The organism is Nocardia sp. NPDC051929, from assembly GCF_044548645.1.
GTDB classification, from domain to species: Bacteria; Actinomycetota; Actinomycetes; order Mycobacteriales; family Mycobacteriaceae; genus Nocardia; species Nocardia sichangensis.
Genome location: NZ_JBIUCG010000016.1, coordinates 157,477 through 183,707 on the forward strand (window position 1 = coordinate 157,477; position 26,231 = coordinate 183,707).

A 26,231-nucleotide genomic window follows, 5' to 3' on the forward strand; every position below is an offset into this window, starting at 1 on the left:
CTCACCCTTTCTCCGCGGCCGCCGGATCGGCGACCGTGCAGATCATGTCGAGCAGTTCCTCGTGCACGCCGGGCGCGGCCGCGAGCACGGAGCCGGAGGCGATGGTCCACGGCTCGCCCACCAGGTCGGTGACCACTCCGCCCGCCGCGCGCACCAGCGCGACGCCCGCCGCGTTGTCCCAGGGATGGTGCCCGAACACGATCGCGCCGCCGAGCACGCCCGAGGCGGTGAACGCCAGATCGATGCCGGTCGAGCCGTGCATGCGCACCCGGGAGGACAGCCTGCTCAGCGGGCCGAGCAGGTCGAAGCGGAACTGGCCGGGGATGCGGCCGTGCGAGTCGACGTTGAACGCGCCGAAACCGATCATCGCCTCGGCCAGCTTGCCGCGCGGCAGCGGCGGCAGCGGTCGCCCGTCCAGCAGCACTGGGCCTCCGGTCATGGCGGCGTAGCGGCGGTCGAGCAGCGGCAGCCAGGTCAGCCCGAGCACCGGCTCGCCGTCGCGAACCAGCGCGAGCAACATGCCGGAGAGCGGATGCCCGGACGAGTAGTTGAAGGTGCCGTCGATCGGGTCGAGCACCCATGCGGTGCCCGAGGTGAGTTGCGGTCCGCCGAACTCCTCACCGTGCACCTCGATGCCGGTGCGTCTGCGCAGTTCGGCGGAGACGGTGCGTTCCAGTTCCAGGTCCAGCTCGGTGGCGAAGTCGTTGCGGCCCTTGGCCACCGCGCTCGGCGCGCCGATGCCCTCGATGAACCGCGGGCGCACCGAGTCCAGGATCTCGCTCGCCTCCGCGAGCAGTGCCGACAGCTCCTGGGTCATCTCACCGCGGCCAGCGCCTCGGGCAGGGTGAACCGGCCCGCGTAGAGCGCCTTGCCGACGATCGACCCCTCGACGCCTTCCGGCACCAGTTCGGCGATCGCGACCAGGTCCGCGATGGTGGAGACGCCGCCGGAGGCGATCACCGGGGCGTCGGTGGCCGCGCAGACCTCGCGCAGCAGGTCCAGGTTCGGGCCGGTGAGCGTGCCGTCCTTGGTCACGTCGGTCACCACGTAGCGCGAGCAGCCGTCGCGCTCCAAGCGCTCGAGCACCTCCCACAGGTCGCCGCCGTCGCTCACCCAGCCGCGTCCGCGCAACCGGTGTTCGCCGTCGACGATGCGCACGTCGAGGCCGACGGCGATGCGCTCGCCGTGGCGGGCGATGGCCTTCGCGCACCAGACCGGGTCCTCCAACGCGGCGGTACCGAGGTTGACCCGGGCGCAACCGGTGCTCAGGGCCGCTTCCAGGCTCTCGTCGTCGCGGATGCCTCCGGACAGTTCCACCTTGACGTCGAGTTCGCCGACGACGCCGGCGAGCAGTTCCCGGTTCGAGCCGCGCCCGAAGGCCGCGTCCAGGTCGACCAGGTGCACCCATTCCGCGCCGGCTTCCTGCCAGGCCAGCGCCGCCTCACGAGGCGAGCCGTAGCTGGTTTCGCTTCCGGCTTCTCCTTGCACGAGGCGCACGGCCTCTCCGTTGGCGACATCGACGGCGGGTAGCAGCACAAGACTCACGAGAGCAGCCTAGTGGTTACCCGGCCGCGTCCGAGTGCAGGGCCTGGGCGGATGGGAGCTCGATCACGGATTCGGGCCGATCGACGCGAGCCGGTGGCCGCCGGTGTGCGACCCAGCCTGGCGGGTACCCCGCGGACCTTCACCTGCGCGACGTCCACGCGGCCACCTCGCCAAAATTTGTTGGCTGCGCCCACAATCTGTTAAGTTGGCGTAGCCAATGTTGGAATCACCAACGTTATCCTGAAAGGTGCGTTCGATGCGCAAAGTCCGGCTCGCCCTCCCCCTGCTGACCCTCCCGCTGGCCGCACTCACCGCCGCCTGCGCCTCGGCCACCGCGACGCCGACGGCGGAGGTGCGCGAACTGCTGGACCGCGGGCAGATCACCGCGTTGGTCGACCGGCTCGGTCGCGCCCTGGACGAGGGACGATTCGACGAACTGCGGACGATCTACACCCCCGACGCGACCGCGAAGACACCCGGCGGCACGGCCGAGGGCCGCGACGCGCTGATCGCCCAGGCGAGCCGCAACCACGGCGAACATCTGCGCATCCAGCACGTCATCGGCAATGTGCTGATCGACCTGCGCGGCGACACGGCGGAGGTGCGGGCCAACCTGATCGCCACCTTCGCGCTCGCCGCCTCCGACGGCACACCTCCGCAGCCGGTCTACACCCTCGGCGAGGTCTACCGCTTCGACGCGATCCGCACCGGCGAAGGGTGGCGTCTGTCCCGGGTGCAGACGACCCCGATCTGGTCCACCGGCACGCGCCCGTGATCAGGGGCGCGTCGAACACGCGAGAGCGGTTCCGGGCCGCAGCGGCGAGCACGGCCGTCACCACGGCCGCCGCGATCCGCGCACCCCGGTCGACCTGGACCTCCCTTCGCCGTCCGTTCGATCTCGGTGAGCGTGGGCGTGGGCGTGCTCCGGCGGTCGAACAGGATCCAGCCCCGCGGTCACGAATAGCGCCGAGTTACTGCCGCCCGGTCCGGTGCGCAGGCGACACCGTGCCCGCGATCAGGGCGCAGCGTCGGCGCTGCGCCGAGGTGAGGTCCTCGCCGGGGACGGTGCTCGCGAATCGCTCGATGGTTTCAGCGAAGCCGGGATGTCGTGATCCGCCGCGAGATCGCCGCGATCCCCGGTGGCGCGGGCGGTATCGTCTCCGCTCGGCGATCACCCCGGTCGCCGCTTCCATTTCGCACCGAGGAAGTGCATGTCACGATCCAAACTCGCTGCCGCCCTGTCTCTTTCGGCAGCCGCATGCTCCGCGGCCTTCGTCGCCGCTCCCGCCGCCACCGCCGCCCCGCCCGAGGAGGCGCGGCTGGCGGGATGCGAATTCGGTTCCGCCGCGGCGACCTACGACTACGCGCGGTTCGGCGACCACGCGCGGCGGATGCTCGACCTCAGCACCGGGGAATTCCGGACCGAGTTCGAGAACTTCCGCGCCAACATCCAGTCGAGCGCGGAGGCCGCGCACATTCGCGCCGAGGCCAACTCGGCCGATTGCCGCATCGTCTCGGGTGACGACAACCGGGCCGAGGTGGACGTCGACGTGGTACGGACGGTGACCAGCGACGAGACCGACGGTCTCCCGCAGACCAGCCGCATGTCGATGACCGTGACGGTGGACCGGGTCGACGGGCGCTGGCTGGTCAGCAAGGTCAGGAAGCACTGACCGGACGGCCGGTCTCGCGCGCTCGGTGCGCGGGACCGGCCTACAGCGCGTTCACCCAGTTGCGCAGCAGGTGTGCACCCGCGTCACCGGACTTCTCCGGGTGGAACTGGGTCGCCGACAGCGCACCGTTCTCCACCGCCGCCAGGAACGGCACTCCGTGCTCGGCCCAGGTCAGCTTGGGTGCGGCGAAGTGCTCGCTGGGCGGCAGATCCCACGTCTGGGCGGCGTAGGAGTGCACGAAGTAGAACCGGGTGTCGGCGTCGAGGCCCGCGAACAGCACGCTGTCGGACGGGGCGGAGACGGTGTTCCACCCCATGTGCGGCAGCACCGGCGCGGACAGCCGTTCGACCGTGCCGGGCCATTCGGCGCACCCGTCGGTCTCCTCGCCGAACTCGACGCCGCGCTCGAACAGGATCTGCATGCCGACGCAGATGCCGAGCACCGGCCGCCCGCCTGCCAGCCGCTGACCGATCAGGCGCTCGCCCCGCACCCCGCGCAGTCCCGCCATGCACGCGGCGAACGCTCCGACGCCGGGCACGACCAGACCGTCGGCGGCCAGCACCGCTTCGGGGTCGGCGGTCACCTCCACCCGCGCGCCCGCCCTCGCCAGCGCTCGTTCGGCGGAGTGCAGGTTTCCGGAGCCGTAGTCGAGCAGGGCCACGGACTTGCCGCTCACAGGGTTCCCTTCGTCGACGGAATCCCGCTCACCCGGGGATCGAGTTCCACCGCGGTGCGCAGCGCACGCGCCACCGCCTTGAACTCGGCCTCGGTGACGTGGTGCTGGTCGCGGCCGTAGAGCACCCGCACGTGCAGCGCGATGCGCGCGTTCAGCGCGATCGACTCGAAGACGTGGCGGTTGAGCACCGTTGAGTACGGCGCGCCGGGCCCGGAACCGGGAATCACCGTGTGCAGCAGGTGATCCGGCTCGCCGGTGTGCACGCAGTAGGGGCGGCCGGACACGTCGACCGCGGCGTGCGCCAGCGTCTCGTCCATCGGGATGTAGGCGTCGCCGAACCGGCGAATGCCCGCCTTGTCGCCCAGCGCCTTGCCCAGTGCCTGACCGAACACGATCGCGGTGTCCTCGACCGTGTGATGCGCCTCGATCTCGATGTCGCCCTCCGCGCGCACGGTCAGGTCGAAGCTCGCGTGCGCGCCGAGCGCGGTCAGCATGTGGTCGTAGAAGGGGACGCCGGTGGCGATCTCGGTCTTGCCGGTGCCGTCGAGATCCAGCTCGACCACGATGCTGGATTCCTTGGTGACCCGCTCCACCCGGGCGGTCCTACTCATGCTCACGTCCAATCGAATCGTCGCCTAGGGATGTCCGGCGCTGGTTCATCGCGGCGCCAGGTCGGTGCCCGCCAGCAGTCCGCTGACCCGCAACAGTTCGTCGTTCTCGGCGGCTAGGCCGATCGTGGTGCGCAGGTAGCCGGGCAGGCCGACATCACGGATCAGCACGCCGTGATCGAGGTAGCGCTGCCAGCTGCGCGCCGCGTCGGTGAAGCGGCCGAACAGCAGGAAGTTGGCGTCGCTGGGGATCACGTCGTAACCGAGTTCTCGCAGCGCCGCCGCCACCCGGTCGCGCTGCGCGGCCAGTTCGGCGACGCTGCCGAGGGTCTCCTCGGCGTGCCGCAGGGCGGCGCGCGCGGCGGCCTGGGTGACCACCGACAGGTGGTAGGGCAGCCGCACCAACAGCATCGCGTCGATCACCGCGGGTGCGGCGACCAGATAGCCCAGACGCCCACCGGCGAACGCGAAGGCCTTGCTCATCGTCCTGGTCACCACGAGCTTCGCGGGGAAACGGTCGATCAGCCCGATGGCGCTCGGCTGCGCGGAGAATTCGCCGTAGGCCTCGTCGACCACCACGATGCCGGGGGCGGCCGCGAGGATGCGCGCGAGGTCGTCCTGCGGGATGCTGTGCCCGGTGGGATTGTTCGGGCTGGTCACGAACACCACATCCGGCCTGCGCTCGGCGATGGCGGCCAGCGCGTGCTCGATGTCGAGGGAGAAGTCGGCGTTGCGCTTGGCCTCGATCCACTCGGTGTCGATGCCCTCGGAGATGATCGGGTGCATCGAGTACGAGGGCACGAAACCCAGTGCGCTGCGGCCCGGTCCGCCGAAGGCCTGCAGCAGCTGCTGCAGGATCTCGTTGGAGCCGTTGGCCGCCCAGACGTTGCCGGTCTGCACCGCGACACCGGTCTGCGCGGTCAGATACCGCGCCAGGTCGGTGCGCAGCGCGACGGCGTCGCGGTCCGGATAGCGGTGCAGGTCCGCGGCGGCCGCCCGGATCGATTCGGCGACATCGTCGATCAGCGCCCGGCTCGGCGGATGCGGGTTCTCGTTCGTGTTCAACTGCACGGGGACCGTCAATTGCGGTGCGCCGTAGGGTTTCCTGCCACGCAGGTTCTCCCGCAGCGGCAGATCTTCCAGGGTCAGGTCCGCGCCGGGCGCGCTCACCGCGCGCGTCACGACAGGGCCTCGAAACGCGCCTGCACGGCCTGGCCGTGTGCGGGCAGGTCCTCGGCGTTCGCCAGCGCCACCACGTGGCCTGCCACGTCCTTCAGCGCCGCTTCGGTGTACTCCACGACGTGGATGCCGCGCAGGAAGGTCTGCACGCTCAGGCCGGAGGAGTGCCGCGCGCAGCCCGCGGTGGGCAGCACGTGGTTGGAGCCCGCGCAGTAGTCACCGAGGCTGACCGGCGCGTACGCGCCGACGAACACCGCGCCGGCGCTGCGCACCCTGGCCGCGACCGCGGGCGCGTCGGCGGTCTGGATCTCCAGGTGCTCGGCGGCGTAGGCGTTCACCACGCGCAGGCCCTGCTCGATGTCGTCGACCAGGACGGTGCCGGACTGCTTGCCGCGCAGCGCCTCGGTCACCCGGTGGGCGTGCTTGACCACGGCCAGTTGCGTGGTGAGCGCCGCGTCCACCGCGTCGGCCAGCTGCGCGCTGTCTGTGACCAGCACGCTCGCGGCGAGGACATCGTGCTCGGCCTGGCTGATCAGGTCGGCGGCGACGTGCACCGGATCGGCGGTCGCGTCGGCGAGGATGGCGATCTCGGTGGGCCCCGCCTCGGCGTCGATGCCGACCAGGCCGCGGCACAGCCGCTTGGCAGCGGTGACGTAGATGTTGCCCGGCCCGGTGATCAGATCGACCGGTTCCAGCTGCGCGCCATCGGTGTCGACGCCGCCGTAGGACAGCAGCGCGACGCCCTGGGCGCCGCCGACCGCCCACACCTCGTCGACGCCGAGCAGTTGCGCGGCGGCCAGGATGGTGGGGTGCGGCAGCCCGCCGAACTGGGCCTGCGGCGGCGAGGCCACCACCAGCGAGCCGACGCCCGCGGTCTGCGCGGGCACCACGTTCATCACGACGCTGGACGGGTAGACGGCGTTCCCGCCCGGCACGTACAGGCCGACCCGCTCGACGGGCACCCAGCGCTCGGTGACGGTGCCGCCCGGCACCACCTCGGTGGTCTTGTCGGCGCGCCGCTGGTCGGCGTGCACCTTGCGCGCCCTGGCGATGGATTCCTCCAGCGCGGCGCGGACCGCCGGATCCAGCCGCTCCAGCGCGGCTTCCAGCTCGGCCGCGGGCACCCGCACCGTCGCCGGGATGACCCCGTCGAAGCGCTCGCTGAACTCCAGCGCCGCCGACACACCGTGATCACGGATCGCCTCGACCACCGGGCGCACCTGATGCAGCACCGAGTCCACGTCGACTCCCCCGCGCGGCAGCGCGGCGCGCAGCTCGGCGACGGAGGGAGTACGACCGCGCAGATCGACGCGGGCGAGCTCGATGCGGGTTGTCATGTGGTGTCGGTCCTTGTCTCCAGCTGATTCCGCAACAGGAAAGTTGCCGCTACCAGCCTAATGGGCCGACGCCAGCCGTTATCCGCGTGGTCCGGGCGGCGGGGCCGCAGTGGACCCATGTGCGCAGGTCCGGGCAGCGGGGGTGTTCCCGCGGCGCGCCGAGTCCGGCACCGCTCTCGATCTATCGCGGGGGGTGCGCCGGGTTCACGCGTCAGCGGGTGTCGCTGTCGATGAGCACGGACCCGTTTCCGGGATTGATCAACCGGAGCGTCACCGACTTGTTCCGGCTCCCGTAGGACACGCTGGCCACGTTGACGTCCACCGAACCGTCCGCGTTGACGCCCGAACCGCCGCCGGTGTCGACGGTGTTGAACGTCGACACCCGATTCTGCGTCCAATAGTCCTCGAAGGCTTGCTGGCTGCCGTATACCTGCTGGGCAGCGGGGGTCAGCTGTTTCCAAGCAGCGGAGAAGCTCGAGTACGTCAGATTGTTGTAGAAGTTCACCACTAGATCGATGGACTGCCGCGAGTCGGCCTTGCCGACGCTCTTCGTCTCCCCGACCGAGGCGGCGGCCGACGTCGTGTTCGCGCCTGGGTGCGTCGACGCGACCACGGAAGACGTGCTGCCCTGGGCCGTGCTGGTGCCCGAACCCGACGAACTCATCATGTTCACCACGATGGCCCCGACGACGGCGACCGCGCCGATCAGTGCGCCGATCAAGATCGCGCGGCGTTTGCCGCCCGAGCCCTGCCGGGACTGCGGCCGCGGCTGGGCCATGGTGCGGGGGTGCGTCGCGGTGTCCGGGTGGGCGGGTGGCGGCGGGGGGACCGGACGGGAGCGCGGCTGGCGCTCGGTCGGCGTGTAAGGCGTCGACGCCATCGCCGAAGGCCGCAGCTCGCGGGTCGCCGATTCGGACTGGCCCGCCCTCGGCCGGGCGAACGCCTCGCTGGCGGGCACGAATCCGGCGGCCACCGGGGCCGGACCCGCGTCGGCGAACGCGGCGAGGTGCTCGCGCGCCGCCCGCATGCTCGGACGCTCGCGCGGCTCGGGGCTGAGCAGGTCGAGCAGGAAGTCCGTGGCGGGGCCCGCGTTGCGCGGTTCGCTCAGCTGACCGTTCGCGGCCGCGTAGAGCACCGCGAGCGGATTGGAGCCCGCACCGTAGGGCGGTTCGCCCTCGAGCGCGTGGAACAGCGTGGCGCCCAGCGCGAACACATCGGAGGCGGGACTCGGATCGGAGCCACGGGCGACCTCGGGCGCGAGGTAGGCGGCGGTGCCGCAGATCAGCCCGGTCTCGGTGAGGGTGACGTCACCGGTGGCGCGGGAGATGCCGAAGTCGGTGATCTTCACCGTGCCGTGATCATCGAGCAGGATGTTGCCCGGTTTCACGTCACGGTGCACGATGCCCGCCTGATGCGCCGCGATCAGCGCCGAGGCGACCTGCTCGCCGATCCGCGCGACCTGGGTCAGCGGCAAGGTGCCCTGCGCGGCGATCACCGCGGCGAGGCTCTTGGACTTCAAGTACTCCATCACCAGGCAGGGGTCGCCCTCGTGCTCGGTGATGTCGAACACGACGATCGCGTTCGGATGCTGGAAACGGGCGGCGTTGCGGGCCTCCCGGATCGCGCGCTGGCGCACCACGTCGCGTTCGGCCTCGGGCAGGCTCGGCTGGATGTGGATCTGCTTGACGGCCACGGAGCGCTGGAGGCGTTCGTCGACGGCACGCCAGACCACGCCCGTGCCGCCGCTACCAATCCGCTCGACCAGGCGGTAATGCTCCGCGATCAACTGACCGGTATCGATGGCGCCTACTCCGAACCTTCTCGAAATCGTGACATCCCGCATATTGATTACTCACGCGGTCCGGGGATGAGTGTAGCGGGCGTAGGAATGCTCGCACGCGTCAGCCGGGCCTTCACACTGCCTCGAATCGCCCGAAAGGGACTAACCGCGAGCACGCAGCATCCGGCCCGCCGCGTCCACCGCGGGAGCCGAACTGCCCGCGTCGCTGATGAACACGGAAAAGGCCAGGTCGCCGTCGATGCCGACGAACCAGCCGTGGGCGTGGGCGTCATCGATGTACTCCGCGGTGCCCGTTTTGCCGAGCAGGCCGGGAATGTCGCGCAATTGGGTCGCGGTGCCACCGGTGACGGTCTCGCGCATCATGGCTTTCAGCTGGTCGTCGACCTGCGGCGGCAGCGCGTCCGAGGTGCGGTCCGGGGTGCCCGGCTTGCCCGCGACCAGGGTGGGCGCGGGCACCGAGCCGCGAGCGATGGACGCGGCGACCAGGGCCATGCCGAACGGCGACGCTGTCACCTGCCCTTGACCGATCGCCGACTCCACACGTAACGCGGAGGTCTCGGCCGCGGGCACCTTCCCCGTGACCGTGGTCAGGCCCGGTGTGACGTAATCGATGCCGAGGCCGAGTTGTGTGGCCGCTTTCGTCAGCGCGTCGGCGGGCAATCGCACGGCGAGGGCGCCCATCGTGGTATTGCAAGAGCGGGCGAACGCGGTGTGCAGCGGAACCGCGCCGAGATCGAAATTGTTGTCGTTGGGGATGCGGCGACCCTCGATGTTCGCGGTGCCGGGGCAGGGCAGCACGGTGTCGGGTGTGACCGTCCCCGCCTGCAACGCGGCGGAGACGGTGACCGTCTTGAACGTCGAACCCGGCGGGTACAGCCCGGTCAGCGCGATCGGGCCCTGCGCGTCGGCGGGGGCGTTCTGCGCGATCGCGACGACCTCGCCGGTCGACGGACGCAGGGCGACGATCGCCGCGGGCTGTGCGATCGGGGCGAGCGCCGCCTCGGCCGCGCGCTGCAAGCCGAGATCGAGCGTGGTCGCGATGTCGGCGGTGGGCGTGGGATCCGTTCCCGCGACCCGCTCGGTGCCCTGCGGCGTCTGGGCGCGCACGGCCCACCCGGCGTGCGCGTCGGCGGACTGCTGCCACAACTCGGCCAGTCCGGACAGGGTCGGGGCGGCCAACGCCTTGTCGGTCGTCAGCAGGCGGGTCTGCGGCGCGAGGGTGACACCGGGCAGCGCGGCCAGGCGGTCTCGGATCGGGGCGAGGTCGGAATCGCGCAAGGTGATCGCGGTGATCGGCTTTCCTTGCGCCGCCGCCAGTTCCGTTTGCACCGACCCGGCGGTGAGGCCGGGCGCGAGTGGGCCGAGCAGATCCGCGACCGCGGGGATGTCGGCGCCGGGGCCGACGTCGACCAGCGTGACGACCTGTTCGGTCATCAGCTCGCCGCCTGCGGAATCGAGGATGCGGGCCGGTTGCGGATAAACCCTGCCGTAGCTCAATGGCCCCGCCGCGAGCCCGGGGGCGACCGTGGCGGGATCCCACTTCACCCGCCATCCGTTCCCGTCGTCGTGCGCGGCGCCGTTGGTGGTGTAGGTCCACTCCGACTTGCCGTCCGCGCCCAGCTTCCAGGTGGCGGCCAGGGCGAAGCGGTTGTCGTCGACCGAGCGGACGTCGAAGCGCACGTCCTTGCCGAGGCCGTCGTACAGCGCACCGAGGGTGTCGGCGGCTACGGCCGGATTGTCGGTGAGCGCGGCCGCGGCGGCGATATCGTCGCGGTTCAACGCCTCGGCGAACTGCCCTGCCACGGTATCGGGCTGGTCCGGCCCTGACGAGCAGGCGGCGACCACGAGCAGCGGTGCGGCGAACAGGACGAGGGCTTTCCGGTTGGTACGCACCCGACGACCATAATGGGCGCAGCCGGACATCACCGGTCAACAGCCCGCTCGCGGGGTCAGTCGCGTATCCACGGAGCATTCGCGAGTGCGGCGGCATCGGCCTCGGTGAGGTCGATGTCGAACACCTCCGCGAGGACCTTGGGCAGCTCGGTCGGCTCCAGTTCCCTTGTGTTGCCGGTGCCGTCGGGGTACTCGGTGACGAGCGTGGTGCCGTCCAGCACGTGGTGGACTTCCGGGTGGAAACGCTGCACGAACGGCCGGGTGGTGAACGGGGAACGCGGCGAGGTCGACACGAAATGGTTGCCGACGGCGTAGTCGATGCCGTACTGCGGATTCAAGGTGAAACTGTACCGGTCGATCCAACCGTCTCGGCCGAATTGGTGCAGTACCCACAGGTCGGAATCCAGCTCGCCGCGCCTGCTCTCCAGCCGGAACTGCCAGTCGCCGCCGGTGAATTCGCCCGCGGACAACTCGAACGGCACCAGCGGTCCGGCGCCGAAGCCGACGTCGCACAGCCAGACGCGGTCGTCGTCGGCGGTCGTCACGCGCAGCAAGGCATGGGTGGCAGGCCGCAGCGCCGTGCCCGCGCCCATGCTCACGCGACCGCTGAGGCCGGTGACACCGAATCCGAGCCGTTCCAGCGCGGCCGCGAACAGTCCGACGTTCTCGTAGCAGTAACCGCCGCGGCGGCGCCGCACGAGTTTGTCCTGCAAGGTCGCCAGATCCAGGGGGATCGACCGGCCCAGGATGATCTCCAGGTTCTCGAACGGGATCGCGGTGGTGTGCGCCCGCACCAGCTCGTGCAGCGTCCGGACGGTGGGGGCGCGCTCGCCGTCGAACCCGATCCGGGCCAGGTAGGCGTCCAGATCGAGATCCGCTCCGTTCCAGTGGTAAGCCGGGTCGGCGGGTTTGCTCATCGCGTCCTCACTTCGTCGTCGGTTCTTCTCGGTCAACTGCGCGCAACGGCGATCGTGTTCCCTCACGCCGCGCACTTCGCGCCCGGCGGGGCGGCCGGTGCGGTGACGACGTCGTGCGCGACGTCCACGAGGTAGTCGCGATCCGGGCCGTCGACCGGCTCCGCGCCGAGCAGCAGGCGCTCGACGACGCAACCGCCCTCGAAGAGGGCCGGTCCGACGCTGTGGTCGCCGGGAACCACTTGCCCGTTCAGATCGCGGCCGGTCACGACGGTGTACATCGAGGTGGGTCGGCCCGCGGCGAGCAGCCCCGCGCGCATCTCGACGCTGGTGGCATACGGCACCACGTCGTCGGCGGTGCCATGCACGAGAAACGCCCGCCGCACGTCCATCCGGGCCGCCAGCAGCGCGGGCGAGCGTTCGGCGTAGGCGAGCGGGCAGGTGGCGGGCGGGCAGCCACCCGCGTCGCGCTCGATCTGCGCGGGCAGCGCCGGATCCACGGACCCGGCGCCCAACCACATCGTGAAATCGTCGGCGGGACCGTAATTGTCGACCCAGTAGTCGAACATCCCGCGCGGGCCGTGCGCCACCGCGAGACCACTGGTGATGCCGCCCTGGCTCCAGCCCCACAGCACCGTGCGGGTGATCGAGCGATGGGTATCCCGGTACCACGTGGTCGCGGCGACGATGTCGCGCCACCCTGCCCACAGATTCCATTCTCCGGTGCGCCACATGCTCTGCGCCGAGCGCAGATCCATCGACAGGATCGGCGTCGCGGTGCGCCGGGCGATCGACTCGAGGTAGCCCGCGAAATCGGCCGACGACCCGTCGTGCCCGTGCACCGCGACCACGAGCGCGTGCGCGGTCGCGTCGTCCTCGGCGCACCGATAGGGCTCGAATACCCGGCCGGTCGCCTCCTCCCCGTCCACGGTCAGCGAAACAGGGCGCACCGCCACATCGACGGCGCAGTCCCCATCCGCCGAAACTCGTGGCGCCACAAGAACTGTCGTCAGGAGCACACCGGCCAACGCGCAGCACGATACGAGAGATGCCCATCGCATCCCCGGATGATGTCACGCCGTCAGCGCGGCATCGCGGCGCAGGCGCGCCACGACGAGCAGTCCGCCCGCTGCGGCCGCGAGGCCGACCACCACGCCGAACGCGATCACACCTGCGCTCAATCCATAAGCGTCGCCGAGAAACCCGGCGGCCAGCGGTAGCACCGCGGCGGGGAGATACCCCCCGACGTTCTGCGCGGCGTTGGCCTCGGCCAGCCGCTCGCCCGGCACGCTCGCGCTGATCGCCGTCAGTCCGCCGAACTGGCCGAGCCCCTGACCGGCACCGGCGAGCACGGCCGCCGTCACGAACAGCGGAAGCGAGGTCGCGACCAGTGAGAGCACCAGCGCGGCCATGCTCGTCACGGTCGCGATCGTGCCGCCGAGCAGGATGACGCCCACACCGAACCGCCGGGCCGCGAACTGGACTCCGGTCGCGGCCAGGAACATCGCGAACGCCACCGCACCGGCGAGCACCCGGTCGGCGACACCGAGCAGATGTGCCAGCACCGACGGCCCCAGCGACAGGACGAACGACGTCGCGGTGATGCCCGGTCCGAACACCGCGATCCCCAGCAGCACCGCGGTGCGGCCTTCCCTTACGACCGACGGGATCCGGATCCACGGTCCGCGCCCGCCGGCACCGGCGGGCAGAGGCAACCGGGCCACCACCGCGAAAGCCGTAGTGAGCACGGCGATCTCGACCAGGAACACCGTCACCGTCGGGCCGGGCAGCGCTTCGGACAGGATGCCTGCCAGCAATGGCCCGCTCCCAGCTCCCAGCACCATCGCCGTGGACGCGGCCAGCGCGGCGACCCGTTTGCGGTCGGACCCGCCCACATCGGTGACCGCCGCCATTCCCGCCGACACCGTCGCGCCGACCGCCAGGCCGGTCAGCAGCCGCGCCAGGGCCAGCAGCGGGACCGACTGCGCGACCGCGAACAACACACAGGCCGCCACCGCCGCCGCCACCGCGGGCAGCAGCACCGGTTTGCGACCCACCCGGTCCGACACCACGCCCGCGACCAGCAGCGCACCCAGCAATCCGGCGATGTAGCAGGCGAACACCGCGGTCAGCGTCCCGGCGGAGAAGCCGATCGCCCGCTGCCACACCACGTACAGCGGGGTCGGCGCGTTCGACAACACGAACACCGCGAACACCGGCCACGCCGCCGCCCACACCGAACGTCCGCCCGTCCGTGGTGCTTCCGTGCGTGGCACCGTCACCGTCGATCCCATCACCACTCCTTGGTTCGAATTTTTTCGTACTGGTACGACAGTAATCGAACTTAGCGCCTAGTACGATAGAAGTCGTACAAGTCGTCCGAAATCCGAGGAGAACGCGATGCCAGCGGCCGCCGACACCGCCGATGCCACCTCCGTCCTGCCCGAGCCGGCCCGCGCCGACCTGCGACTGGATCACGTGCTGGCCGCGCTGAGCGACCCGCTGCGCCTGACCATGGTCCGCCGGTTGCTACTGGACTCCCCCGACACCGACCGGTCGTGCTCCTGGTTCGGCATCGATCGCCCCAAATCCACGTTGACGCACCACTTCCGGGTCCTGCGCGAGGCGGGCGTCACCCGGCAGCGACGCTACGGACTCGAACGCCGCAGCCAGGTCCGCGTCGACGATCTCGAGGCGCGCTTTCCCGGCTTGCTCGACCTGGTCCGCGCCTGGGAGCCCGCCGACTGATCCAGAACTTTGTGGGGCAGGACCCGACGCCCGAGATCGCCGCGACCTGGCGCGAACAACTGCTCGCCAGGCGGAACGAATTGCGCGGCGGGTCCTTTCGCGACGCCGCCGTGGCCCTGTGCGCGCTGGTCGCCGTGGCCGACGACGCGACGTCGGCGGCGGACGCGGCACCGTCGCCGAACTGGTCGCGGCGGATCCGGTGCTGCGCAACTTCCCGGTCGACGACTTGCGCGCCTTGTTCGAGGACAACTGCAATCGGCTGGCGAACGATCCGGTCCTCGGCTGCGCGCACGTGCTGCGGCAGATCGCCAAAGCGATGCACAAGCCGGCCGAGGCGGACGCGGTCGTCCGCACCGGCATCCTGATCGGCGGCGAGGCGGGCGCGTGCGGCCCGGCGGCGAAGCGGGCGCGTGCGGCCCGGCGGCGACCGAGGCCGTCCGCGACGCCTGCCGGACGCTGCACCCGGCTCCGGAGCGCTTCGGCCTCTGACCCGACGGTGCGAACGCTACGATTCGCCTATGCGTTCGATTGATGTCGCCGAGCGGCGCGCCCGGCTGGCGGTGCGACACCGGCTGGCCATCCCGGAGCGGGCCGGACAGGTCGCGGAGATCGCCCGCTCGCTGGTCGCCCTGCACGCGACCGATCCGGCGACTGTCTTCCTCTCCGTCGCGGCCCGCGCCGAGGGGCTGGCGCCCGCGGATGTCGAACAGGCGCTCTACGACGACCGTTCGCTGCTACGGATGCTGGCCATGCGCCGCACCATGTTCGTCGTGCCGGTGGAGCTGGTCGCGATCCTGCAGGGTTCGTGCGCGGACGCGCTGGCGCACAAACAGCGGCGCACCTACGGCAAGTACCTGGAACAGGCGGGCATCGGGGACGGCGATGTGCGGCGCTGGTGGGCCGAAGTCGAGACCGAGACGCACAAGGCGCTGCTCGATCGCGGCGCGGCGACCGGCGCGCAGCTGAGCAAGGACGTCCCACGCTTGCGCACCCAGGTGAACACCGCGCCGGACAAGCCGTATTCGAAGCCGACGAACATCACCACCTGGGTACTGGTGACGCTCGGCTGCGAAGGCCGCATCGTGCGCGGGCGGCCGAACGGCAGCTGGACCAGCAGCCAGTACACCTGGGCGCCGATCGAATCGTGGTTGCCGGACCCCGTCCCCGTGATTCCGGCCGCAGAAGCCCGCGCCGAGCTGGTCCGCCGCTGGTTGCGCGCGTTCGGTCCCGCGCCGGTGTCCGACATCAAGTGGTGGACCGGGTGGACGCTGGGCGAGGTGCGCGCGGCGCTCGGCGCGCTCGAGCTGATCGAGGTCGACCTCGACGGCGTGACGGGCGTACTACTGGCCGACGACGCGGAGCCGGTCGCCGCCCCGGAGCCATGGGCGGCATTGCTTCCCGCGCTCGATCCGACGCCCATGGGCTGGCAGGCTCGAGAATGGTTCCTCGGCCCCCACGCACCGAACCTGTTCGATCGCAACGGGAACATCGGGCCCACCGTCTGGTGGGACGGGCGCATCGTGGGCGGCTGGGCGCAGCGCGGTGACGGCGAGATCGTCTACCGCCTGCTCGAAGACGTGGGGACCGACGCCGAGGCGATGATCGCCGCGCAGGCGCAGCGAGTCGCCGAATGGTACGGCGACGTGCGCGCCATTCCCCGTTTCCGGACGCCGCTGGAACGGGAACTCACCGCCTGACCGAGCGCCCCGGCGCACCGCCGGGTAGCTCGGGCGACATGGAGATTCGCGCATTCGCCGAGTCCGACCGAGCCACGCTGCGCGGCTTGCGCGTTCGGGCGGGTACCTACATGTCCAGTCCGAGGTCGAGGACGCGGACCGAGTGGGTGAGCGCGCCGACGGCGAGGTAGTCGACGCCGGTGCGGGCGTAGTCGGCGGCGACGTCCAGGCTCAGGCCGCCGGAGGACTCCAGTTTCGTCCGCGGTGACGCGGCGTTGCGGCGCTGCACTGCCGCCTGGGTCTGCCAGAGCGGGAAATTGTCCAGCAGTACCAGTTCCACGTTCTCGGCGAGCACGGCGTCGAGCTGTTCGAGGCTGTCGACCTCGACCTCGCAGGCGATGTCGGGGGCGGCGGCGCGGACCGCGCGCAGCGCCTCGACCACCGACCCCGCGGCGACCACGTGGTTGTCCTTGATCAGGGCGGCGTCGCCGAGACCCATCCGGTGGTTGACGCCGCCGCCGACCCGCACGGCGTACTTCTGCAGCGCGCGCAGTCCGGGCAGCGTCTTGCGGCTGTCCCGGATGCGGCAGCGGGTGCCCGCGACGGCGTCCACCCAGGCGGCTGTCGCCGTCGCGATGCCGGACAGATGGCACACCAGGTTGAGCATGGTGCGCTCCGCGGTGAGCAGCCCACGGGTGGGCGCGATCAAGGTCAGCACGGACTGTCCGGGCGACACCCGGGTGCCGTCGGCGACGCGGTCGGTGATCTCGTAGGCGTCCGCGCCGATCACCTCGTCGAGCACCAGCAGCCCGGCGTCGAGCCCGGCCACGGTTCCCGGTTCCCGCGACACCACCGATGCCTTGATCACCGCGTCCGCGGGCACGGTGGCCGTCGTCGTGACGTCCGGGCCGTAGCGCAGGTCCTCGTCCAGCGCGGCGCGGATGACGCGCAGCACCTCGTCGCGATCCAGGGCGTCGTCCAGAGCCATCGAAGCGTTCCTCTCTGACCGAGCGGGGTTCTCGCGGTCCACCGGATGCCGCGCTCGGTGCGTGTGGTCAGGGAATGGGGGCGTACTCGGGGACGCCGTCGCCGTTGAGCCGGATCGGGAGGCTGTGGCGGAGTTCGGGCAGGGCGTCCGGGTGATCGGACCGGGTGTGACAGCCGCGGCTCTCGGTGCGGGCGAGCGCGGCCAGCAGCAGCGCGCGGGCCGCGAGAGTGAGTGCGGCGTCCTCGATTCCGGCGATCGGGTGGGTGGCGGCGGCGAGCGTGTCGCGGTTGGTGACCACGTCGTCGAGTCGCTTGAGCGCTTCCGCGAGTCCGGCGCGGTCGCGGACCACCGAGGCGTGCGTGGTCATCAGGTGCTGCACTACGTCGCGGTCGACGTATTCGGCTACGCGAGTGGGAATCTCACTCACCCGGGCCCGCTCACCGAGCCGCTCGGCGGCGGCGGCTCCGGCACGCTCGCCGACCACCAGCCCCTCCAGCAGACTGTTGGACGCCAACCGGTTCGCCCCGTGCAGTCCGGTGCGCGCGACCTCTCCGGCCGCGTACAGGCCGGGCACTCCGGTACGGCCGTGAGTGTCGGTGACGACGCCCCCGCACTGGTAATGCGCGGCAGGCGCGACCGGGATGAGGTCGGTGCGCGGATCGATGCCCGCCGCCAGGCACGAGGCGGTGATCGTCGGAAACCGCTGCGGGAAACCGTCGATCGAGCGGGCGTCGAGATAGACGTGCTCGGTGCCCAGCGCCCGCATGCGCGCGGCGATGGCGCGGGAGACGACATCGCGAGGCGCGAGATCGCCCCGTGGATGCACCCCCTCGGTCACCGCGTTGCCTTCGGTGTCGACCAATGTCGCGCCTTCGCCGCGCACCGCTTCGCTGATCAGCGGCCTGCGCCCGATACCGCCCGGGGTGTACAGCACCGTCGGGTGGAACTGCACGAATTCGAGGTCGGCGACGGCGGCGCCGGCCCACAGCCCGAGCGCGATGCCGTCGGCGGTGGCGCCCGGCGGATTGGTGCTCAGCGCGTACAACTGGCCGAGCCCGCCGGTGGCCAGCAACACAGCGGGCGCGTGCACGACACCGAAACCTCGGTCCGACAGCGCGACCACGCCCCGCACACCGTTCGGCCCCGTGACGATCTCGCCGACGGCCGCGCCGAACAGCACCGGCAAGCCGGCTTCGTTCAGCGCCCGCTGCACCTCGGCGCCGGTGGCGTCGCCCCCGGCATGGATGATCCGGCGGGTGCTGTGGCCGCCCTCGCGGGTCCGCGAGATCTGGCCGTCGCGGCCGAGGTCGAACACCGCGCCCAGGTCGGTCAGCGCGGCCACCGCGTCCTGCCCGCCCTCGACGATGGAGCGCACGGCGTCCACGTCGCACAGGCCGACGCCCGCCTCCACCGTGTCGTGCACGTGTGACTCGACCGAGTCACCGTGCGGCGCCACGACGGCGATGCCGCCCTGGGCGTACTGGGTGGACGTATCCGTCGGCCCGCCCTTGCTGAGCGTGAGCACCCGCAGCCCGCGCAGTGACGCGGTGCGCGCCGCGGTCAGTCCCGCGACGCCACCGCCGATCACGACCAGATCGGCCTCGGCCTCCCAGTCGATGGAAACCCGGGTTGTCATCGCCCCGCGCCTCTCTGCCTTCCGATCCGCGAACGTTCCGCGGCGCGGGCGCTGTGGTCAGCGCGTTGCGCCGGAGAGCGACCCGCCGCCGCGAGGGCAGCGGTCGGACTCATTCACCGCCGCCGGGATTGCCGATCGCGATCATCCGCTGCACCGAGTTGCGGCCCAGCGCGGCGGTTTCCGGATCGACATGGACCTCGTCACGGCCCTCGACCAGGCAGCGCAGCAGGGCCGCCGGAGTGATCATCTTCATGTACTTGCAGGACGCCCGGTCGTTCACGGCCTGGAAGTCGATGCCGGGGGCGGCCTTGCGCAGCTGGTGCAGCATGCCGACCTCGGTGGCCACGAGCACCTGATTCGACTTCGCCGCCTTGGCCGCGTCGATCATGCCTCCGGTGGACAGGATGTGCACCCGATCGGCCGGGAACGCTCCCTCGCCCGCGAGGTACAGCGCCGAGGTGGCGCACCCGCATTCGGGGTGCACGAACAGTTCCGCGTCCGGGTGGGTACGCGCCTGCTCGGTGAGCTCGTCGCCGTTGATGCCCGCGTGCACGTGGCACTCGCCCGCCCAGATGTGCATGTTCGTGCGGCCGGTGACCCGCTTGACGTGCGCGCCGAGGAACTGGTCCGGCAGGAACAGCACCTCGCGGTCCGGGTCGATCGAGGCGACCACGTCCACCGCGTTGGAGGAGGTGCAGCAGATGTCGGTGAGCGCCTTCACCTCGGCCGTGGTGTTCACGTAGGACACGACCACCGCGTTCGGGTGCTCGGCCTTCCAGGCGCGCAGTTCGTCGGCGCTGATCGAATCCGCGAGCGAACATCCCGCACGCTGATCGGGGATGAGCACGGTCTTCGCCGGGCTCAGGATCTTGGCGGTCTCGGCCATGAAGTGCACGCCGCAGAACACGATGGTGTCCTCGGGCGCCTCGGCCGCGATCCGCGACAGCGCCAGCGAGTCGCCGACGTGGTCGGCCACGTCCTGGATCTCCGGCAGCTGATAGTTGTGCGCCAGGATTGTCGCGTTGCGCTCCCTGGCCAGACGCTTGACTTCCTGCGCCCACTCCGGCGTCGCCTCGACACCCGCGAACCCGGAGGGTCCGTCGAACACCTGCCCCATCAGCGGGGGCGCCAGTTTCGCACCCGTCGTCGCCATGGATGGCTCCCTTCCTCGTGCGGTCGGCTACACCGCCGATTCGCACCAAACCAGGTTTTCGACTTATAATCGAAAACGTGGCCCATAGTAGCACCATCCACGAATCGCTCACCGCGGTGTTCCAGGTTCGTCGCTACCCCCGGGACATCGCCGCAGGTCACGCCCCTGCCGACCGGGCAGAAGGCATGCTGCTACGTTGCCCGCCCGACCAGCGGACCGAACTCGCGGTGTTGTTGTGGGAACGCGCACTCGACCCGCAGAAGGGCACCTGGTCGCTCCCCGGCGGACGTCTCGGCGACGACGAGGACCTCGACGCCTCCGCGCGCCGCCAGCTCGCCGAGAAGGTCGACGTGCGCGAGCTGAGTCATCTGGAACAGCTCTCCGTGTTCAGCGCCCCCGACCGGGTGCCGAGCCCGCGCCGCATCGCCTCGGCCTACCTCGGGCTGGTCCCGCTGACCGCCGACCCGCAGCTGCCCCCGGACACCGCCTGGCACCCGGTGTCGGCACTGCCGGACATGTCCTTCGACCACCGCACGGTAGTCGACCACGCCCGCACCCGGCTGGCGGCGAAACTGTCCTACACCAACATCGCCTTCGCTCTCGCGCCGGACCGGTTCACCATGTCGACACTGCGCGAAATCTATTGCGCCGCACTCGGTTACGACGTGGACACTACGAACCTTCAGCGAGTCCTCTCCCGCCGCAAGGTGATCACCCCCACCGGAGCCACCGCCGCCCCCGGCCGCGCGGGCGGCCGCCCCGCCGCGGTGTACCGCTTCACCGACTCCGGCCTGCGCGTGACAGACGAATTCGCGGCGCTGCGCCCACCCGGCCCTTCGTAACCGGCCGGAAAGCCGGCGATATCGGCGGGTACGCCAGATGCCGGCCGCGGAAGCGGCGGTCAGGCATTGCTCAGCCTTCTGCCGCAGTCTTGCGATGCTTGTCCCGGCGACGGTACTGCCGTTTGCTCGGAATGGGCCGCGCCGCATTACCGCGCCGCAGCGCATCCCGCCGCCGCCACGCCGCCAGATCGGCCCGTTCGCCCCGCGCAGAAGCCGCCCCATCCTCCACCGCGTGCGCGGTCTTCACCACCCCAGCCCCTTTCCGACAACCCTCGGCCACTCCGGCCGCCCACCATATCCTCGCGCCCACGGCGGCTCCAACGGATTTTCAAGATCAGCGGCACATGGTTGCGGCATTTCGCGAGAAGGCCCTCCGTCGTGTGCCGTTGATCATGAGGAGGCGTCGAGGAAGGCGACGATCGCCGGGAGGTCGGGGCGGTAGGCGGAGGTGGTGTCGACCTCGAGTGTCGGCGCGTCGAGGGAGATACGCTGGAAGGCGGCGGGTGCGGGGTGGTCTGGATCGTCGTGGGCGCGGCGGAGCGGATCCGAACGGTGGCGCTGGTGGATTCGCTGTGTCGCGAGAGCTGGATCGATCGTGCAGTGCACGATGCGGAGCTGGGCGTGGGCGCGCAGCGGTGTGAGGCCGGGACGCCACAGCCGGTCTTGGAAGGCGGCTTCGGCCACCACCGTGACACCGGCCCGCAGGAGCAGTTCCAGCGTCTGGAAGAACACCGGCAGCGTGCGGAGGTTCAGCTCGTTCGAGCGGCTCGGGGCGTAGTTCTCCGTCGCGTGGACCATGCCCTCCTTGATCTCGTCCCGGCAGATGGCTGGGCAGCCGATCGCCCGGGCGAGAGCGTGCGCGAGCGTCGTCTTGCCCGACCCCGGCGGGCCACTGACGACGACGAGGGTGGGGAGCCTGGGCGATCCGTCGCTCATATCGGCACCGTAACTCGTGCGCCGCTGCGGCAGCCGAGAACTCGTCCGCGCCGGTGGCGGGTTGCCCGCGCGGATCCGGCGACCCGGCCGGGCTCGCCGGCGCGAGGCTCGCCAGCAGCGCGCACGAAGTTCGCACCGAGACCCCAGGTCGGTCAGGCGGTCTTCATCTGCGGACCGGGCGGCGGAGCTTCGGTCCGCTGCGTTAGGCGCGACCCGGCCCAGAAGGCCAACTCCACCAACCAGAACAACAGGAGGAACACCGTCACCACGGTCGCGGGAACGGCGAGGAAGAACACCGAAGGGACCGCGACGACGACGAACCGGGCGACGTCGCCCGCACTCGCGCCGCGTAACCGGTGCGCCGCGCGCACGGCCGCCCACATCATCCAGCGGCGTGGCAGGGAGACTCCGAGTTCGTGCAGGCATCGGCGGAAGATGCCGTCGGCGTCGGCCACGCCGACCGTGTCCGTGCTCAGCAGGTAGTCGTGCAGGATGGCGGCACGGGTATAGCTGCCGTAGCGGGGAATCAGCCAGATCAACGGGCGCGGCACCGAGGCGAAGTCCGTCCGGAAACCAGCTGGGACCACGAATTCCTCACTCGCACCGCGATAGACCAGTGGTTCGGTCACCCGCCAGAACTTGGCGTCGAGCTCTTCGACGACCGGACCGCCACCCACGAAGGCCACGTCCCATTCCTTCCCAGCACGCCACGAGTTCCGGACCCCGAAGTGGTTCGGAAAGCCTTCCCCGTCGCGGCGACGTGCCGGACGACGCGTCAGCGGCGCTGGCGATATTCGGGCAGCGAATATCCCTCTGGGGCAGGCTGGTAGCCACCATAGGGCAGCTCTGCGCTGCTCGCAGCGTCACCATAGGGCATGAAGGCGCCCTGGCCGTCGTAGGAGGCTTCCTCCTTCCGGGCGGCGCGGCGGCCACTGCCGAGATCCGCCGAGGTACTCAGCGCCGCGAGGAACAGCATGACGAACGACGCGATCAGCGGCTGCACGATCAGCGCGAGGTCGCTGCCGAGTTCGATCGGCAAGGTGACGATCTGGCCCACCGGCGGGTCGTGCGGGCGCGGATGCGACCACTCGGCGACCTGCTCCCCTACACCGGCCATCACCACCGCACCCAGGCCGGAACCGATCAGCAGGCCCAGCTGCAACAGCGGCCCACGCGCCGAGCGCCAGCGCCACACGGCCAGTGCGCACAGCAATCCGAGCACCGCCCCCGCGAGGACGAACAACGCCAGCGCGTCGAACTGATGCGCACTCTCCCCGGTCAGTCCGACACCGCGACCCGGCTCGACCACGAGCAGCCGCTCGGTCGGCGCGAGCAGGCCCCAGCCGACACCGGCGAGCGCGCTCACCACCACCACGGCGACGGCGACCACAGCCGCCGCCCGCACCTCACCGCGCAACGGCGACGCCACTAGCGGCGTTCCAGTTCGGCCGAGTCGACGACGCCGTGCCGGGAGCACTTGGCCCACCAGCCGTCCGGGCTCACCTGCACGATCATGCGGCGTCCGCACTGTTCGCAGAAGCGCGGCGGCTCCAGGCCCAGCGCGGCGGCGGCCGGGATCGCGTCGTCGAGGCCCGGCACGATTCGCTTGCCGGTGAACGGGTTGTAGCGCTCGTCCATGTCCATGACAGTACTCATGCTCGCTCGCCTCTTCGTCGCAACCGAGCCGGTCAGAGCGTTTCGTTGAGCGCCTTGATCGGCATCTTCAGCTCGCCGAGCAGGTCCAGGTCCTGTTCGGCCGGGCGGCCGAGGGTGGTCAGGTAGTTGCCGACGATGACGGCGTTGATGCCGCCCAGGATGCCCTGCTTGGCGCCGAGGTCACCGAGGGTGATCTCCCGGCCGCCCGCGAAGCGCAGCATGGTGCGCGGCAGCGCGAGCCGGAACGCGGCCACGGCGCGCAGCGCGTCGGACGCGGGCAGCACCTCCAGGTCGCCGAAGGGCGTACCCGGACGCGGGTTGAGGAAGTTCAGCGGCACCTCGTCGGGCTCGAGTTGGGCCAGGTTCGCGGCGAACTCGGCGCGTTGCTCCAGCGTCTCGCCCATGCCGAGGATGCCGCCGCAGCAGACCTCCATGCCCGCTTCGCGGACCATGCGCAGGGTGTCCCAGCGCTCCTCCCAGGTGTGCGTTGTCACCACGTTCGGGAAGTAGGACCGCGAGGTCTCCAGGTTGTGGTTGTAGCGGTGCACACCCATGGCGGCCAACTGGTCCACCTGCTCCTGGGTGAGCATGCCCAGCGAGCAGGCGACCTGGATGTCCACCTCGTTGCGAATCGCCTCGACACCGGCGGCCACCTGGGCCATCAGGCGCTCGTCGGGACCGCGCACGGCCGCCACGATGCAGAACTCGGTGGCGCCGGTCTTCGCGGTCTGCTTGGCGGCTTCCACCAGGCTGGGAATGTCCAGCCACGCGGCGCGCACCGGCGACTGGAACAGGCCCGACTGCGAGCAGAAGTGGCAGTCCTCCGGGCAACCGCCGGTCTTGAGGCTGATGATGCCCTCGACCTCGACCTCGGGGCCGCACCACTTCATGCGCACCTCGTGCGCCAGGGCGAGCAACTCCTCCAGCCGGTCGTCACCGAGCCGTAGCACCTCCAGCGTCTGCTCCTGGGTCAGCCCCACCCCGCGCTCGAGCACCTGCTCGCGGGCGATCGACAAGATTTCGGTGTCTACAGGTGCCTGGGTCACTGCACGAATCCCTTCGTCCGGCCGAGGTGGCCGTGCAACTTGAACGGTGTTCAGGCTAGGGTAGCGGTAGGAGTGAGTCAAAGCACGACGGGAAGGGCATCGAGTGCAGCTGCACCGGGCGGACGTGGTCGACGGAGCCATCGCGATTCTGGACCGATACGGCCTGGCCGACCTCACCATGCGCAGGTTGGCCGGCTCGCTCCAGGTGCAGCCCGGCGCGTTGTATTGGCACTTTCCGAACAAGCAGGCGCTGCTCGGCGCGGTCGCGGACAAGATCCTCGCGCCCATGGAGGACCCGATCGCGGCCGAGGAATGGTCCGGGCAGATCACCGAACTGGCGCACCGGCTGCGCGACTGCTTGCTGGCCTATCGCGACGGCGCCGAATTGGTGTCGGCGACCTACGCGTCCCGGCTCACCACGAGCAAAGGGCGAGAACGGCTGGTGAGCGCCGCCATCCGCGCGGGCATGCCGCGCCAGGAGGCCGAACTCGCGGCGTTCACGCTGCTCTACTACGTCCTCGGCGAGACCGTGGACGAGCAGTCCAGGATGCAGATGGACTCGGCGGGCGCCCTGCCCGAGGGCGCCTCGCCGTTGGAGGAGACCACCGACCCCACCGCCCGTTTCGACTTCGGCCTGCAATTGTTCGTCGCGGGTGTGCGGCACTTGCTCGGCACCCGCGTCCGCTGACGCCGGGCGGGTAACCACGCCGTTCCGAACCTCAGCGCAGGTGCGTGTTCAGGAAGGCCAACGCGTCCGGGAGCGATGCCAGGAACGCGCCGCTGTGGTCCTGGCCGGGGTACTGCTGGACCGTCACCCGTATTCCGGGGTTCAGCTCTTGCAGTTTCTTCCCGTAGTTCGCGGTGTCGGTCGGAGGCACATCGATGTCCGCGGTGCCGTAGCCGATCAGGAGATCGCTGGTGAACCGGTCTTCCGGATATCCCGTCAGGGCGGCGATGTCTTCGGCGAAGGTGGGCGTCGGCCGGTCGGGGTCGGCGACGAGCGCCGACGGTCGGCGGCCGTCGGCGCGCTCGACCAGATGCGAAAGGCATTCGTGGGCGGCCTTTTCCACGAAGTCCTTGCCGAAATCGGACAGGTACGGGGTGACGCTGCCTGGGTTCAGTTCCTCCAGCGAGGCCAGATAGTACGCGGCGTAGGCGATCTGGTTCTTGGAGCCGGTCGAGTCCGCCCGGAACATCTCCGGCAGGCTCTTGCTCGGGTCGGTGCGCAGCCCGGTGGCCACCACTCCGCTCAACCCCGTAGCGGAACCGCCTTTCTCGGCATACAGACCGGCCGCGCTCATCACCGCGTGCGCTCCCTCCGACTGACCGACCAAGGCCCATCTGCGTGATAGCGGAATCGGAGTCGTGCGCACCGCCGCGACCGCGTCGATTATCGACATCCCCTCGACGTTCGTGTTGTAGTAGCTGAACTGCCCGCGGGTGCCGAGGCCTTGATAGTCGGGAGCCAGTACCGCGTACCCGTTCTCCAGGATCTGGTCGAAATAGGTGATGTTCCGCTCGGACTGCGGGCGGCGCGACGGCGCGCAGGCATCGCCGATGCCCGCGGTTCCGTGTGCCCACACCACCAGCGGCCATCCTCCCTGCGGCGGCAGGCCCGGGGGCAGATAGAGCGCACCGGATGCCTGCGCGGGTGCGCCGTGCTGATCGGTCGTGGTGTAACCGATCCCGAGCGACACCGCGGCCTTGGGGAAAGTCCACGCGGGATCGAGCAGCTCGATCCCGCTCAATTGCCCGGTCGTCGGGCTTTCCGCTGTCGCAGGGGCCACCCCGAGCGTGACCGCGACGCACATACTTATCGAGGCGGCGACCAGGCCGGATCGCCGAAGGAACGATAGGGACATGCCGCAGCACCATACCGACGCACGCCGATGACCAGACCCTAGCGACACGTGCCACCAGTGGA

The 26,231-nt window shown here is 70.6% G+C and carries 27 protein-coding genes; 7 read left to right on the forward strand and 20 right to left on the reverse strand.

Annotation, left to right across the window (positions count from 1 at the left end; genetic code table 11):
• Window position 1: 1 nt before the first annotated feature.
• Both ACIHAX_RS22825 and priA read right to left on the reverse strand, forming a co-directional pair.
• Window positions 2-817: an inositol monophosphatase gene (locus ACIHAX_RS22825; protein WP_355078268.1), complete on the reverse strand. Its 816-nt coding sequence runs from the start codon at window positions 815-817 to the stop codon at window positions 2-4.
• On the reverse strand, window positions 814-1,545 hold the full coding sequence (gene priA, locus ACIHAX_RS22830) for a bifunctional 1-(5-phosphoribosyl)-5-((5-phosphoribosylamino)methylideneamino)imidazole-4-carboxamide isomerase/phosphoribosylanthranilate isomerase PriA (protein ID WP_355078269.1): 732 nt from the start codon (window positions 1,543-1,545) through the stop codon (window positions 814-816). Before priA ends, ACIHAX_RS22825 begins: the two co-directional genes overlap by 4 nt.
• Window positions 1,546-1,801: 256 nt before the next feature.
• Here priA and ACIHAX_RS22835 point away from each other — a divergent pair, with 256 nt between their 5' ends.
• Window positions 1,802-2,320: a nuclear transport factor 2 family protein gene (locus tag ACIHAX_RS22835; protein WP_397279429.1), complete on the forward strand. Its 519-nt coding sequence runs from the start codon at window positions 1,802-1,804 to the stop codon at window positions 2,318-2,320.
• Between the two features lie 436 nt (window positions 2,321-2,756).
• The gene (locus ACIHAX_RS22840; RefSeq protein ID WP_364430473.1) at window positions 2,757-3,218 is read left to right on the forward strand and encodes a hypothetical protein; all 462 of its coding nucleotides are present in this window, start codon (window positions 2,757-2,759) and stop codon (window positions 3,216-3,218) included.
• Between the two features lie 40 nt (window positions 3,219-3,258).
• Here ACIHAX_RS22840 and hisH read toward each other — a convergent pair whose 3' ends face one another.
• The 9 genes from hisH to ACIHAX_RS22885 form a co-directional block, all read right to left on the reverse strand.
• Entirely contained in the window at window positions 3,259-3,894 is a 636-nt protein-coding gene (gene hisH, locus ACIHAX_RS22845; protein ID WP_355078272.1) for an imidazole glycerol phosphate synthase subunit HisH, read from the reverse strand.
• Window positions 3,891-4,505, reverse strand: coding sequence for an imidazoleglycerol-phosphate dehydratase HisB (gene hisB / locus ACIHAX_RS22850; RefSeq protein ID WP_039797249.1), 615 nt, complete (start codon window positions 4,503-4,505; stop codon window positions 3,891-3,893). Before hisB ends, hisH begins: the two co-directional genes overlap by 4 nt.
• Window positions 4,506-4,550: 45 nt before the next feature.
• Window positions 4,551-5,684, reverse strand: coding sequence for a histidinol-phosphate transaminase (locus ACIHAX_RS22855; RefSeq protein ID WP_364430478.1), 1,134 nt, complete (start codon window positions 5,682-5,684; stop codon window positions 4,551-4,553).
• Window positions 5,681-7,018, reverse strand: coding sequence for a histidinol dehydrogenase (gene hisD, locus ACIHAX_RS22860; protein WP_397279432.1), 1,338 nt, complete (start codon window positions 7,016-7,018; stop codon window positions 5,681-5,683). Before hisD ends, ACIHAX_RS22855 begins: the two co-directional genes overlap by 4 nt.
• 211 nt (window positions 7,019-7,229) lie before the next feature.
• Window positions 7,230-8,861 (reverse strand): serine/threonine-protein kinase, encoded by a 1,632-nt coding sequence (locus tag ACIHAX_RS22865; RefSeq protein ID WP_397279434.1) that lies wholly within the window; start codon window positions 8,859-8,861, stop codon window positions 7,230-7,232.
• Between the two features lie 99 nt (window positions 8,862-8,960).
• A complete protein-coding gene (locus ACIHAX_RS22870; protein WP_397279436.1) occupies window positions 8,961-10,742 on the reverse strand; it encodes a penicillin-binding transpeptidase domain-containing protein in 1,782 nt (593 codons plus the stop codon).
• Between the two features lie 26 nt (window positions 10,743-10,768).
• Window positions 10,769-11,629: an arylamine N-acetyltransferase gene (locus ACIHAX_RS22875; protein WP_364430488.1), complete on the reverse strand. Its 861-nt coding sequence runs from the start codon at window positions 11,627-11,629 to the stop codon at window positions 10,769-10,771.
• A 62-nt stretch (window positions 11,630-11,691) separates the two neighbouring features.
• On the reverse strand, window positions 11,692-12,576 hold the full coding sequence (locus tag ACIHAX_RS22880) for a prolyl oligopeptidase family serine peptidase (RefSeq protein ID WP_364430491.1): 885 nt from the start codon (window positions 12,574-12,576) through the stop codon (window positions 11,692-11,694).
• 123 nt (window positions 12,577-12,699) lie between these two features.
• Window positions 12,700-13,920 carry an MFS transporter gene (locus tag ACIHAX_RS22885; RefSeq protein ID WP_364430494.1) on the reverse strand — a complete coding sequence of 407 codons (1,221 nt, stop codon included), beginning with the start codon at window positions 13,918-13,920 and terminating at the stop codon, window positions 12,700-12,702.
• A gap of 106 nt (window positions 13,921-14,026) precedes the next feature.
• Here ACIHAX_RS22885 and ACIHAX_RS22890 point away from each other — a divergent pair, with 106 nt between their 5' ends.
• The 3 genes from ACIHAX_RS22890 to ACIHAX_RS22900 all read left to right on the forward strand — a co-directional run bounded on the left by ACIHAX_RS22890 (window position 14,027) and on the right by ACIHAX_RS22900 (window position 16,071).
• On the forward strand, window positions 14,027-14,374 hold the full coding sequence (locus ACIHAX_RS22890) for a helix-turn-helix domain-containing protein (RefSeq protein WP_356967776.1): 348 nt from the start codon (window positions 14,027-14,029) through the stop codon (window positions 14,372-14,374).
• A gap of 118 nt (window positions 14,375-14,492) precedes the next feature.
• Window positions 14,493-14,906: a hypothetical protein gene (locus ACIHAX_RS22895; protein WP_364430498.1), complete on the forward strand. Its 414-nt coding sequence runs from the start codon at window positions 14,493-14,495 to the stop codon at window positions 14,904-14,906.
• Complete coding sequence (locus ACIHAX_RS22900; RefSeq protein WP_364430501.1) at window positions 14,893-16,071, forward strand: winged helix DNA-binding domain-containing protein; 1,179 nt, start codon at window positions 14,893-14,895, stop codon at window positions 16,069-16,071. The genes ACIHAX_RS22895 and ACIHAX_RS22900 overlap by 14 nt, the downstream gene beginning before the upstream one ends.
• A gap of 106 nt (window positions 16,072-16,177) precedes the next feature.
• Here the strand turns inward: ACIHAX_RS22900 and nadC are convergent, their stop codons facing one another.
• The 3 genes from nadC to nadA form a co-directional block, all read right to left on the reverse strand.
• Window positions 16,178-17,038, reverse strand: coding sequence for a carboxylating nicotinate-nucleotide diphosphorylase (nadC, locus tag ACIHAX_RS22905; protein ID WP_355078283.1), 861 nt, complete (start codon window positions 17,036-17,038; stop codon window positions 16,178-16,180).
• A gap of 67 nt (window positions 17,039-17,105) precedes the next feature.
• Window positions 17,106-18,674, reverse strand: a complete 1,569-nt coding sequence (locus ACIHAX_RS22910; protein WP_364430506.1) for an L-aspartate oxidase — start codon at window positions 18,672-18,674, stop codon at window positions 17,106-17,108.
• A gap of 109 nt (window positions 18,675-18,783) precedes the next feature.
• A complete protein-coding gene (gene nadA / locus ACIHAX_RS22915; protein WP_364430509.1) occupies window positions 18,784-19,827 on the reverse strand; it encodes a quinolinate synthase NadA in 1,044 nt (347 codons plus the stop codon).
• 77 nt (window positions 19,828-19,904) lie between these two features.
• On the opposite strand from nadA, the gene ACIHAX_RS22920 reads away from it, so the two are divergent.
• A complete protein-coding gene (locus ACIHAX_RS22920) occupies window positions 19,905-20,669 on the forward strand; it encodes an NUDIX domain-containing protein (protein ID WP_364430512.1) in 765 nt (254 codons plus the stop codon).
• 390 nt (window positions 20,670-21,059) lie between these two features.
• On the opposite strand, the gene ACIHAX_RS22925 is transcribed toward ACIHAX_RS22920, so the two are convergent.
• The 5 genes from ACIHAX_RS22925 to bioB all read right to left on the reverse strand — a co-directional run bounded on the left by ACIHAX_RS22925 (window position 21,060) and on the right by bioB (window position 24,307).
• Complete coding sequence (locus tag ACIHAX_RS22925; RefSeq protein ID WP_355078287.1) at window positions 21,060-21,605, reverse strand: ATP-binding protein; 546 nt, start codon at window positions 21,603-21,605, stop codon at window positions 21,060-21,062.
• Between the two features lie 152 nt (window positions 21,606-21,757).
• On the reverse strand, window positions 21,758-22,291 hold the full coding sequence (locus ACIHAX_RS22930; RefSeq protein WP_397279442.1) for a DUF1353 domain-containing protein: 534 nt from the start codon (window positions 22,289-22,291) through the stop codon (window positions 21,758-21,760).
• 89 nt (window positions 22,292-22,380) lie between these two features.
• Complete coding sequence (locus ACIHAX_RS22935) at window positions 22,381-23,034, reverse strand: DUF2567 domain-containing protein (protein WP_397279444.1); 654 nt, start codon at window positions 23,032-23,034, stop codon at window positions 22,381-22,383.
• On the reverse strand, window positions 23,034-23,261 hold the full coding sequence (locus tag ACIHAX_RS22940) for a hypothetical protein (RefSeq protein ID WP_355078290.1): 228 nt from the start codon (window positions 23,259-23,261) through the stop codon (window positions 23,034-23,036). Before ACIHAX_RS22940 ends, ACIHAX_RS22935 begins: the two co-directional genes overlap by 1 nt.
• Window positions 23,262-23,293: 32 nt before the next feature.
• Window positions 23,294-24,307, reverse strand: a complete 1,014-nt coding sequence (bioB, locus tag ACIHAX_RS22945; RefSeq protein WP_355078291.1) for a biotin synthase BioB — start codon at window positions 24,305-24,307, stop codon at window positions 23,294-23,296.
• A 103-nt stretch (window positions 24,308-24,410) separates the two neighbouring features.
• Between bioB and ACIHAX_RS22950 the strand changes: the two genes are divergently transcribed.
• On the forward strand, window positions 24,411-24,995 hold the full coding sequence (locus tag ACIHAX_RS22950; protein WP_355078292.1) for a TetR/AcrR family transcriptional regulator C-terminal domain-containing protein: 585 nt from the start codon (window positions 24,411-24,413) through the stop codon (window positions 24,993-24,995).
• Between the two features lie 31 nt (window positions 24,996-25,026).
• Here ACIHAX_RS22950 and ACIHAX_RS22955 read toward each other — a convergent pair whose 3' ends face one another.
• On the reverse strand, window positions 25,027-26,169 hold the full coding sequence (locus ACIHAX_RS22955) for a lipase family protein (RefSeq protein ID WP_364430528.1): 1,143 nt from the start codon (window positions 26,167-26,169) through the stop codon (window positions 25,027-25,029).
• Between the last annotated feature and the right edge of the window lie 62 nt (window positions 26,170-26,231).